The sequence below is a fragment of the Nitrosomonas ureae genome, assembly GCF_900108305.1.
Lineage (GTDB): Bacteria > Pseudomonadota > Gammaproteobacteria > Burkholderiales > Nitrosomonadaceae > Nitrosomonas > Nitrosomonas ureae_B.
In genome coordinates this window covers 1-11,731 of sequence record NZ_FNUX01000040.1, presented here as the reverse complement: position 1 = coordinate 11,731, position 11,731 = coordinate 1, and the positions used below count along the sequence as shown (strand labels likewise).

General features: G+C 40.5%; 12 protein-coding genes and 1 tRNA gene. All 13 read right to left on the bottom strand.

Features of this window, described 5'->3' with window-relative positions:
• Positions 1–320 precede the first annotated feature (320 nt).
• A complete protein-coding gene (locus tag C4S39_RS14360; protein ID WP_258039462.1) occupies positions 321–1,316 on the bottom strand; it encodes a peptidoglycan DD-metalloendopeptidase family protein in 996 nt (331 codons plus the stop codon).
• A gap of 90 nt (positions 1,317–1,406) precedes the next feature.
• Positions 1,407–2,069, bottom strand: a complete 663-nt coding sequence (locus tag C4S39_RS14355; protein WP_103967631.1) for a protein-L-isoaspartate(D-aspartate) O-methyltransferase — start codon at positions 2,067–2,069, stop codon at positions 1,407–1,409.
• A 46-nt stretch (positions 2,070–2,115) separates the two neighbouring features.
• A complete protein-coding gene (gene surE, locus C4S39_RS14350; RefSeq protein ID WP_103967630.1) occupies positions 2,116–2,859 on the bottom strand; it encodes a 5'/3'-nucleotidase SurE in 744 nt (247 codons plus the stop codon).
• A gap of 91 nt (positions 2,860–2,950) precedes the next feature.
• A tRNA-Pro gene (locus C4S39_RS14345) sits at positions 2,951–3,027 on the bottom strand.
• Positions 3,028–3,087: 60 nt separating this feature from the next.
• Positions 3,088–3,465, bottom strand: coding sequence for a MerR family transcriptional regulator (locus tag C4S39_RS14340; RefSeq protein WP_103967629.1), 378 nt, complete (start codon positions 3,463–3,465; stop codon positions 3,088–3,090).
• Positions 3,455–3,751: an integration host factor subunit alpha gene (locus C4S39_RS14335; RefSeq protein ID WP_103967628.1), complete on the bottom strand. Its 297-nt coding sequence runs from the start codon at positions 3,749–3,751 to the stop codon at positions 3,455–3,457. The genes C4S39_RS14340 and C4S39_RS14335 overlap by 11 nt, the downstream gene beginning before the upstream one ends.
• A gap of 148 nt (positions 3,752–3,899) precedes the next feature.
• On the bottom strand, positions 3,900–6,272 hold the full coding sequence (pheT, locus tag C4S39_RS14330) for a phenylalanine--tRNA ligase subunit beta (protein WP_103967627.1): 2,373 nt from the start codon (positions 6,270–6,272) through the stop codon (positions 3,900–3,902).
• A gap of 42 nt (positions 6,273–6,314) precedes the next feature.
• The gene (gene pheS, locus C4S39_RS14325; protein ID WP_103967626.1) at positions 6,315–7,334 is read right to left on the bottom strand and encodes a phenylalanine--tRNA ligase subunit alpha; all 1,020 of its coding nucleotides are present in this window, start codon (positions 7,332–7,334) and stop codon (positions 6,315–6,317) included.
• 102 nt (positions 7,335–7,436) lie between these two features.
• Positions 7,437–7,796 carry a 50S ribosomal protein L20 gene (gene rplT, locus C4S39_RS14320; protein WP_062560030.1) on the bottom strand — a complete coding sequence of 120 codons (360 nt, stop codon included), beginning with the start codon at positions 7,794–7,796 and terminating at the stop codon, positions 7,437–7,439.
• Between the two features lie 14 nt (positions 7,797–7,810).
• Positions 7,811–8,008: a 50S ribosomal protein L35 gene (gene rpmI / locus C4S39_RS14315; RefSeq protein ID WP_013647984.1), complete on the bottom strand. Its 198-nt coding sequence runs from the start codon at positions 8,006–8,008 to the stop codon at positions 7,811–7,813.
• A gap of 114 nt (positions 8,009–8,122) precedes the next feature.
• Entirely contained in the window at positions 8,123–8,677 is a 555-nt protein-coding gene (gene infC / locus C4S39_RS14310) for a translation initiation factor IF-3 (protein ID WP_219817979.1), read from the bottom strand.
• Between the two features lie 51 nt (positions 8,678–8,728).
• Positions 8,729–10,636, bottom strand: a complete 1,908-nt coding sequence (thrS, locus tag C4S39_RS14305; protein WP_103967624.1) for a threonine--tRNA ligase — start codon at positions 10,634–10,636, stop codon at positions 8,729–8,731.
• Between the two features lie 85 nt (positions 10,637–10,721).
• Positions 10,722–11,477: a hypothetical protein gene (locus C4S39_RS14300; protein WP_103967623.1), complete on the bottom strand. Its 756-nt coding sequence runs from the start codon at positions 11,475–11,477 to the stop codon at positions 10,722–10,724.
• Positions 11,478–11,731: the final 254 nt, after the last annotated feature.

Here is an 11,731-nt window from a genome sequence, read left to right as displayed (position 1 = left end):
CAGCGCCATTTTAACATCTTCGGTCGCTATGATCACTAACATACAGTGCATTTATAACTAATATCAAATGCTTAAGGGTTTTTCAGAATCGACTAATTAGTTATTGAACTTCAATCACTATCGCCTGATTTATTTTTTCACAATGCATAATGAAGTCTATCAAATATCTGGAAAAAGCAATCGTCCTGGCTTGAAGCGGCGACTAAGCACACCATACAATCTCTGGAGTATATGCAACTTCCGATTTTAGAATGGAACTGCAAGTGATAGTAAAGGGAATAATAACTGTCGACCAGTTGCTGGCCTGCTCATTCGTTCAATTAGGATTGATTGGGTAGATATTCCAACGGATCAACCGGCTTACCATGCTTACGTATCTCAAAATGCAACTGGGTCATATCTGTATCAGTATTTCCCATTTCCGCAATTTTCTGCCCTTTTGTCACAGCCTCGCCTTCTTTGACCAGTAGCTTGCTATTATGTGCATAGGCACTGAGAAATGTATTGTTATGTTTGATAATGATCAAATTCCCATAACCACGAAGTCCATGCCCACTGTAGACAACTTCACCTGCAGCCGATGCCAGTATTGGTTGTCCGGTTTGACCTGATATCTTTACACCCTTCGAGTTCTTGGAAAAAGATGATAGTAATTTTCCTGCTGTAGGCCAGATCCATTCAGCGACCGAATGACTCGTTAGCATATCCGATTTTGATGTTTCGGGTTGAGGAGCCGTTTCAATTCTGGTATTTGCCATCGCAACAGGGGTAACTGGAGAAGGTTGTGCTGCAGGTAGTGAGGTATTATTTTCTGGATATTGTAATCGAGCCACATTTTGTTCTGAAAAGGGCAGTTTAAGAGCTTTTGGACTCGTTTTTAACTTACCGGTATTAACGTTTGCTGCAGAAGTTGCGAAATCGGAAGAATCTGCACCCGGTTCGATAGTTGTCGTTATCGGTTGCTGAGGTAATGCAAACAATATAGGCTGAGAATCACTTATCGGCATAGACAAGCTAATTTTCTGCCCTGGCCTGATGGAATTTGGATCAATAATCTCGTTCCATTCCACCAATTTTTTGTAATCAATATTATTTTTAAGTGCAATTCCATATAGGGTATCCCCTTGCTGCACGGTATAAAACTGATGATGATCCAGATTGTTGGACTCGACCGGCCTGGCCGCCCCCGCAGAATCGGTTTTCACACGATCAACCACCGGCGCAGGCGGCTGTGTTGTGCTACATCCTAATAGAAAAAGATAGGCAGCCAGCAGCAAATAAAAATTACATGTGCATGATTTTGATTTTCTTGTCATAAAAGTAAATAACTTAATGATACAATTACAACTATCAGTATTGATCAGTCTAGTCATTGCAACATTTGTCATTTTATCTTCCCCGAGCTACTATTTCTTTACAACCCCTCCGAGCAAGGGGACAAAATTCACTTCTTCCAGCACGGTCTCATTATACCCTTGAGAGTTGCGCTCGATAACACACAAATTCTGTTTCTGAGTCCCTTTGGGAAAAATCATTCTGCCACCGACAATTATTTGTTCCAACAATGAAACAGGAACATGTGTAGTCACCGCTGTCATGATAATACCATCAAATGGTCCGGCCTCTGCAAGTCCAAGTAAGCCATCTGCATGTTTTAAATAAATATTTCTAATTTGCAATTCTTGCAATCGAATTCTGGTCCGGGTTAATAATGGCCCAATGCGCTCTATCGAATAAACTTTCTGTGCAATCTTTGCTAGTACAGCTGTCTGATATCCACAACCTGTCCCGATTTCCAGTACTTTTTCTAAGTTTTTATTTACACGCAATAACTCACTCATCCGTGCAACAATCCATGGACTTGATATGGTTTGTCCATAATTTATGGGTAAAGCAACATCTTCGTAAGCTCTGCTTGCAAGCGCTTCTTCAACAAAAATATGACGAGGAATTGCACCCATGGCTGATAAAACCACTTCATCAGCGATCCCTTGTGTACGCAAACGCTCGATCATGCGCATGCGCGTACGTTGAGAGGTCATACCAATTCCAGAATGACTCACATTCACCAATCATTACTCACAAAAATTTATATCACTTAAACATAACAGGCGCCTAATTACCAAGCCACCTTGCTATGAGGTCCAATTGATCATATCGGGTTAAGTCGATTTGCAGTGGAGTCACTGAAACCCGGTCATTCTGAGTCGCATAAAAATCTGTACCTTTGCCTGCATCCTGCGCAGGGCCCGCAGCGCCAACCCAGTACATAACTTCTCCGCGAGGGCTTTGTGATTTGATCACTGGCTCAGCTTTATGACGTCGCCCAAGTCGAGTAACTTCGACACCTTTAAGCTGCTGATACTCGATATCCGGCACATTAATATTTAACAGAACCGGACTGTGGATTTCATTTTCTCTGAAGCGACTCACCATATCAGCTACAACGCGTGCAGCCGTTAAGTAGTTTCCACGAGACGCACTAACCAAGGAAACGGCTATTGAAGGAATACCCAGTAAGAAACCTTCTGTAGCTGCGGCAACAGTACCCGAATAGATTGTGTCATCACCCATGTTGGCCCCTTGATTTATGCCGGATATGATCATATCCGGCATTACATCAAGCATACCTGTGACTGCCAGATGGACACAATCCGTTGGCGTTCCATTGACATAATAAAAACCATTATGAGATTTCTGCAAGTTGAGCGGGCGATCCAGCGTTAATGAATTACTGGATCCACTTCGATCTCTTTCAGGGGCAACTACTATGATTTCTGCCATTTTCGAGAGAAAATCAGCAAGGCAAGCAAGACCGGGCGCAAAATAGCCATCATCGTTACTGAGCAATATGCGCATTTTTATAAGCTACTGATTATAAATTGATAGAAAGAAATATGTTCCGGCGCATTAAATTTTGCATCAATCATTTTTACAGACATTAACCACATGGTCGGGGCGAGAGGATTCGAACCTCCGACCACTTGCACCCCATGCAAGTACGCTACCAGGCTGCGCTACGCCCCGAGTGCATAATTATAGCAAACAAAACACTCAAACCTTTGGAGCTATCACTGAAATACTATTTCATGAAAGCAATTGTGATTTAATACGATTAATTTCATACCGGATATAACCCAAATCCATCTTCGGAGAAAACAAATTAATATTGTCTCTATCAGATGCATTCGATTCTGTGATATGTTCCAACTGATTCCGTGCGCCGTTGATTGTAAAACCTTGTACGTACAGTAGCTCTCTGATGCGCCGTATCAATAAAATTTCTTGGCGTTGATAATAACGACGATTTCCACGACGTTTAACTGGTTTTAATTGTAAAAATTCGTGTTCCCAATAGCGCAACACATGCGGTTTAACATCACAAAGTATGCCCACCTCTCCAATAGTAAAATAACGCTTAGCAGGGATTGGCAGCAATGTGTTATTTGTTTTTTTACTTTCCATGATAATTTTCTTCGACTAAGGCTTTTAACTTCTGACTAGCATGAAATGTCACTACACGACGTGCAGTAATCGGAATTTCTTCACCTGTTTTTGGGTTCCTACCCGGGCGTTGCGGCTTTGAGCGTAGCTGAAAATTGCCAAAACCGGATAATTTAACACCCTCTCCATTTTGTAAGGCGGTACGTACTTCCTCATAGAAAGACTCAACCATGTCTTTCGCTTCACGTTTATTTAGTCCGACATTCTCAAATAATAGATCAGCTAATTCAGCTTTTGTTAATGCCATGCTTCACTCCTTTTAGTTATAATTTTGTGTAAATATTAACTTAATACAGAGGCGATTCAGTAATTAGCAGCGCCCTTAGAAAATACAGATTAATACGCTCAGGATCATTAATCTACGAAGAAAATTCAAGTACGAATCTTAACAAGCGTCAATTACGCAATTCGGCGCCAAACTGATTTTTCAATATTGTTATTAGACTTGTTACCGCAGATTCTACTTGTTCATCCGTCAGTGTTTTCTCAGTATCTTGCAACAATACACGGAATGCAAGACTTTTTTTGTTACTTTCCATACCTTTACCGCGATAAATATCAAATAATGATATATCCGATATAATCGTTGGTTTCACTGCCTGCATACAGGACAGTAATGAATATGCGCTAATATCATTATCAACAATGATTGCAATATCTCGTCTTACAGGTGGAAATTTAGAAATCTCCTTGATAAGCGGCAGAAGTTTTGGTTTCAAGCTGTGTAAATCAAGCTCAAACAATATCGTATTTTTTTGTAAACTGTACTTTGCCTGCCAACGTGGATGCAATTCGCCAATCCATCCTATAATCTTGCCTTCGAAGCAAATTTCTGCCGATTTTCCAGGATGTAGCGCCGGATGAGAGAATTTCTTAAATTCAATATGCTTACCTCGGCACAGAACCTCCACATCTGCTTTAATATCATAGAAATCAACGTTTCTTGCTGCTATTCCCCATTGCTCAGATGAAAAATCTCCATAGCTAAGTCCAGAAATTTTTTCTATTTGCTTACAATCACTCTCATCCTCACGTATAAAACAACAGCCAACCTCAAACAAACGCACCCTAACTTGCTTACGATTCAAATTAAACTGTAAATTGGAAATGAGCCCACCTATCAGTGTACTTCGCATTACATTCATCTGATTTGAAATCGGATTCAGCAACGTGATTGGCTTATGATTATCTATAAAATCAGCTTCCCACTCAGAATCTACGAAAGCGTAATTAATAACCTCTTGATAATCAAGATTTATTAATGTCTGTTTAATTTCTATTGTGGTATGTTGTGTTTCAGGTGCCGGTAACATCGCCATACTGGCATGCGGATAATGAGTTGAGATGCGGTCATAACCATAAATACGCGCCAATTCCTCAATAAAGTCTTCTTCTATCATTAGATCAAAACGATAGGTAGGCGGCATCACACTAAAACATTTATCTTTTTCAGAGAATTTAAATCCTAATCGCCTAAAATAATTACCTATTTTCTCCTTATCGAGATCAATACCCAATATCCGTTTTACTCGTTCCATGCGCACATCAACTGAAGACCGCTGAGGTAATTCATGCTTTACTTCGATTACCGTGCCTGCTTGACCGCCACAGATGCTATGAATTAGATATGAAGCACGTTCAAGTGCGCTTCTTGTGTCTGCAAAGTCTACTCCACGTTCAAAACGATAAGCCGAATCTGAGCTAAAGCCTAGATGAAATAACTTACCGCTGATTACAGCCGGACTAAAGAATGCACTTTCTAAGAAAATATCTGTGGTGTCATACGTCACACCACTCTCTAAACCACCCATGATGCCGGCTAGTGCGAGTGGTTTATGCTCATCCGTTATTAAAAGCATTTCCGGAGTCAAATCTACTTGATCACCATTCAATAATTGAATTTTCTCATGCGGTAACGCATAACGTACCTGGATGGATCCACCCGTTATCTTAGCCAGATCAAATGCATGCATGGGCTGACCCATTTCCAGCATCACATAGTTAGTAATATCAACGACTGGATTAATTGATCGTATACCACTACGTTCTAATCTCTGTGTCAGCCATAATGGCGTTGTCACATTAAGATTAATATTCCGCAATAACCGGCCACAATATAGCGGGCACGCATCCGGAGCAGTCACATGCACATTAAAGGTATCATTAATTTCGTCAGAAACATTTTCTATTGCAAATGGAGGCAGGATGCCGGTATCTGTTATGGCCGAAACTTCACGGGCTACACCTTGCACACTCAGGCAATCAGCTCGATTAGGAGTCAAACTCAATGTAAAGATTCTATCCTCAAGTTGATAATAACTGCGAAAATCCATACCGACCGGAGCATCATTAGGAAGTAACAACAAACCATCCGCCACCTCATCAATACCTAATTCTTTTGCTGAACATAGCATTCCGGAAGAATCTATGCCTCGCAATTTCGTTTTTCTGATCATAAGGCTCGGTAAATTTGCCCCGATCAATGCACAGGGTACTTTTATTCCCACACTTACATTAGATGCGCCACACACAATCTGCAATAAATCATTATCCGATTTTCCTGCTTTAACATTACAAACTGATAGCCTATCCGCAGCAGGATGCCTCTCAACCGAAACAACTTCTGCCACGATCACATTATCAAAAGCAGACGCTACTGGCTCAATACTTTCAACTTCAATACCAGCCATCGTGAGTGCATGCGCAAGCTGATCACCAGAGCAAGCAGGATTAACAAAACTTCGCAACCAGATTTCAGAAAATTTCATGAAAATTCACAACTAATACAGTAATAAGCACATTATTTGGATTTAATTAAATTGTTTAAGAAAACGCAAATCATTTTCAAAAAACAGTCTCAAATCATTGACACCATATCTGAGCATTGTCAAGCGCTCCACACCCAAACCAAATGCGAATCCAATATATTGCTCACTGTCGATCGCGACATGCTTTAATACATTGGGATGAATCATTCCGCACCCAAGCACTTCCAACCAACCTGTATGACTGCATATTCGACAGCCCTCTCCACTACACATCACGCAACCAATATCCATCTCAGCAGAAGGTTCGGTAAATGGAAAAAAAGACGGCCTGAATCTTACTGGCAAATCATCACGCTCAAAGAATTGAGCCATAAAATTGGCTAAAATACCTTTCAAAGCAGAAAAATTGGCATTCTCGTCAATCCATAAGCCTTCTACTTGATGAAACATGGGTGTATGCGTCACATCAGAATCACAACGATAAACCCGACCGGGCGCGATCACTTTGACGGGCGGCTTATTAGTCTGCATATATCGAATTTGAACCGGCGATGTATGTGTCCGCAACAAATCCCCATTATCAATATAAAACGTATCATGCATAGCGCGAGCCGGGTGATTCTTTGGAATGTTCAAGGCCGTAAAATTATAAAAATCAGTTTCTATTTCAGGTCCTGAGACTACATTGAAGCCAACTGAATGAAATAATCCCTCAATGCGCTGCAAAGTCTGCGTCACAGGATGCAGCCCACCAACACCATACCCTCTGCCCGGCAAAGTAACATCTAATGCCTCTTCCGTCAGTTTTTTTTCCAGTTCTTTGGCCTGAATTACACTACGCCGGTTTTTAAGCGTTGACTCTAATTGGATTTTTGCTTCATTGATCTGACTGCCTATAATAGGGCGTTCTCCTACCGGAAGCTTTCCTAACCCTTTGAGTAATTCGGTAAGAATGCCGTTCTTACCGAGATAACGCGCCTTAACATTTTCCAACTCTGCAGCATCTTCGATAGCATTCATCAAAGTTTCTGCTTCAGAAATAATTTCTTTCAGATTTTCCATGCTAATTCAGCGCTGAGAATTACTTTTTCATGTATTATTTTCATAAGAAAAAGGGAGGCTCAGGTTTTACCCGACCTCCCATCAACATATTATCGCTACTAATTATGTCGCTAAACTAGCCTTAGCTTGTTCTACGATTCTCTCAAAAGCACTCTTATCAAATACGGCCAAATCAGCCAAAACTTTTCTATCCACTTCGATACTGGCTTTTTTCAGACCATTCATAAATACACTATACGATAAACCACATTCACGAGCGGCCGCATTGATCCGTGCAATCCATAAAGCCCTAAATTGTCTTTTACGTTGACGACGATCACGATAGGCATATTGACCAGCCTTCATAACAGCTTGTTTCGCTATGCGATAAACATTTTTTCTACGCCCTCGATAGCCTTTAGCTAAATCCAATATTTTTTTATGCCGCGCATGAGCGGTTACACCACGTTTTACTCTAGGCATGTCTACCCCTTCCTTTATGCATAAGGCATCATAGTACGGATAGCGTTTTCATTAGTGAAATGAACTTCCGCTATACCTCGTAATTGACGTTTATTTTTTGTTGTTTTCTTTGTCAATATATGACGTTTGAAAGCTTGTGAGCGTTTAATACTTCCACTCGCTCGAAATTTAAAGCGCTTCGCTGCTCCACTTTTAGTTTTCATCTTCGGCATAAAACACTCCTCATTTAACATGAAAACAGGTGTTCTCATGCTAGAGAAACTTTACAGACCTGACAATCACTTATTTTTATTCTACTTACAATTACTTACAAGAAAATACACCAATCACATTGACGTCAATGAATCTTCCGCCACTACTTTTGATTTATCTGTCTTGGCATCTCTTTTCTTAGGGGATAGTACCATAACCATCTGTCGCCCTTCCATTTTAGGAAATTGCTCCACTATTGCAAAGGATTCCAAATCATCTTTCACACGTTCAAGTAAACGCATACCAAACTCTTGATGCGCCATTTCACGCCCACGAAAACGTAATGTCACTTTAACTTTATCGCCTTCATCTAAAAAGCTTCTCAGATTCCTAAGCTTAATATTATAATCTCCTTCATCTGTGTTCGGCCTAAATTTAATTTCTTTAATTTGAACTTGTTTTTGCTTTAATTTCGCATCATGCTTTTTTTTGCTTTCTTGATAACGGAACTTTCCATAATCCATCAATCGACAAACCGGCGGTTGTGCCGTTGGAGCAATCTCAACCAAATCAACTCCTGCCTCTTCCGCCAAGACATTCGCATCCGCAAGTAAAACAATACCAACTTGCTCTCCATTAACACCAATCAAACGCACTTCCGGCACATCAATCTCTTCATTGATACGCACTGACTTATCCTGAACTATGGCAAATTCTCCAAAATTAATTAAACCAAGAAACTACACCTTTAACGAAAGCTCTTCATTAAACCGTACGAGGAAGTCCGGCAATTTCATCTGACCAAGATTTTCACCCGCCCGATTACGAACAGCAATTTTATTTGCTCGTACTTCTTCATCTCCAACAATAATCTGATACGGAAGTTTCTGCAAACTATGTTCGCGGATTTTATAGGTTATCTTCTCATTTCTCAAGTCTAAACTCGCTCTGACGCCACTATCCCTTAATTGAACAACCACTTCCTGAGCGTAATCGATCTGTGCACGAGATATATTTAATACAACAACTTGTTCAGGCGACAACCACAAAGGTAATGCACCCGCATAATTTTCTATCAATATCCCGATAAATCTTTCCAATGAACCAAGTATAGCTCTATGCAGCATAACCGGTACCTGGCGCGAGTTATCCTCTGCCACATATTCTGCACCCAAGCGATCAGGCATTGAGAAATCTAGCTGCAATGTGCCACATTGCCATACACGACCAATACAATCCTTGAGGGAAAATTCGATTTTAGGACCATAAAAAGCACCTTCACCAGGTTGTTGCTCCCATTCCAATTTAACTTCATTAAGTGCCGCTTCCAGTGCAGCTTCTGATTTATCCCATTGCGCCTCTGAACCGACGCGTTTTGGGGGGCGAGTTGAAAGTTTTATCAGAATCTCCCGAAAACCAAAATCTGCATAAACAATTTTCAACAAATCAATAAATTCCACGACTTCTTGTTGTATCTGATCTTCAGTACAAAAAATATGCGCATCATCTTGCGTAAAAGCACGCACTCGCATGATTCCATGCAATGCCCCTGATGCTTCATTGCGATGACACGAACCAAATTCTGCGAATCGAATCGGTAACTCGCGATAACTTCGCAAACCTTGATTAAATATTTGCACATGACCAGGGCAATTCATCGGCTTGATAGCAAAATCACGCTCATCTGAATGCGTAATAAACATATTCTCACGAAAGTTTTCCCAATGCCCTGAACGTACCCATAAATCCTTATCCAGAATTTGAGGTGTTCGTATTTCGTGATAGCCATTCTGACTCAGAATATTCCTCATATACTGTTCTATTTGTTGCCATAGCGCCCATCCTTTTGGATGCCAAAACACCATACCGGATGCTTCGTCTTGCATGTGAAACAAATTCAGTTGTTTACCAATCCTGCGATGATCTCTTTTTTCCGCTTCTTCTAATCGATGCAAGTAATTCTTTTGATCATCCTTGTTAGTCCAGGCTGTTCCGTAAATACGTTGTAGCATTTCATTGTTTGAATCACCGCGCCAATATGCACCTGCAACTTTCATAAGTTTAAAAACTTTTATTTTTGAAGTAGCAGGAACATGCGGCCCACGACAAAGATCAGTAAAATCACCTTGAGAATAAAGTGACAAATCTTCATCCCCTGGTATTGATTCAATTATTTGAGCTTTGTAATATTCACCTTGCTTCTTAAAAAAATCAATTGCTTTAGCTCGCTCCAGTATCTTTCGGTCTATTTTCAAATCTCGTTTACTGATTTCGATCATGCGCTTCTCAATCGCAGCTAAATCCTCAAAAGTGAATGAGCGCTTGTAAGAAAAGTCATAATAAAACCCATCATTGATTACTGGTCCAATAGTTACTTGTGCTTCTGGGAATAATTCTTTTACTGCATGCGCTAACAGATGTGCACAAGAATGCCTGATAATCTCCAGTCCTTCATTATCTTTTTCCGTAATAATCGCTAAGTCACTATCATCTTCAATCAGATAGCTTAAATCGACCAATTTTCCATTGATTCTTCCAGCAATAGCTGCACGCGCAAGCCCCGAGCCAATAGTCATAGCAACTTCCATCACACTAACAGGATGCTCAAAAATTCGTTCTGATCCATCCGGCAAACGAACTACAGTCACAAATATTCCTTCAAAGAAATCATGTTCAACAAAAATAATATGTCATAAATCCCATAACATCGAGAAATTTTATTCGAGCGTAATGTCATTTATCAAGTGATGTTTTATACCAGTTACCCATTTTTTGCAAACCATTTAGAATCTTCGGTGCAAAACCAATAGCTACCGCATCGACCAAACAATACCAAGCTGCAACTCCACTGGGAGGATTTCCCTGGGTCCAATTAAAAACTGGCTCAATAGATGCCCATTTCCAAGTTCCCGCCGCCGTTCCTATAATCTCAAGCCATGTGCAAATAAAGAAAGCTCCCAGATAAACCATTGGTGACCGTCCTTTGAATAAGCAAATAACAAAAATACAAAATAAAAAAGCTCCTACTTGATCACCTTGCTCAGGGATTCCGCTAATACCCCAAAGCGACCATAGCCCGCCCGATACAATAACAAAAATTGCCAACTCTTTTGCATTCATCAGAAAAAATCTTGAGCGAGAAAGCGCTACCGCAGTCAAATAAACCATCCCATGTCCAGGTGGAACATACAATGGAACATTTCCAAATCGATAGGTATATCCTTCCATATAAATGGAAGCAAAATGCTCCCCTGCAGTTGCAAATGCTACCGCAACTACAACCTGCATACGCACTTCCTTATTTTCACCAATTAGTAATCCAAACAAGAAAATCCAGGCAATGGCTCCCAGGATGTTTTGAGTTTCATAACTTGCGCTGCCATCGATTACCAAGCTCACCGCAACACAAAAGAATGTAAAGCCGGCAATAAAGTAGTCTCTATTTCTATGTGGATAAACGACATCCGGCTTTGGAAAATGATTCAGCATACAAAAACCTCAACGAATAAAAAGCCCGCCATAGGCGGGCCATTCCAGTAATATTTTATATCAAAATCCTCACAAAATATATTTAGAGCATCCTTTATTGAAGCTCAAATATTATCTTTTTACGAAGATCAAGGTAAATAACTTACTACTGCGCGAAGTGAATTATTCCTCATCATCTTCATCTTCATCTTCATCTTCGCTATCAGCCTCATCACTGGCACTGTCCTCTTCTTCGTCTTCGTCTTCGTCTTCGT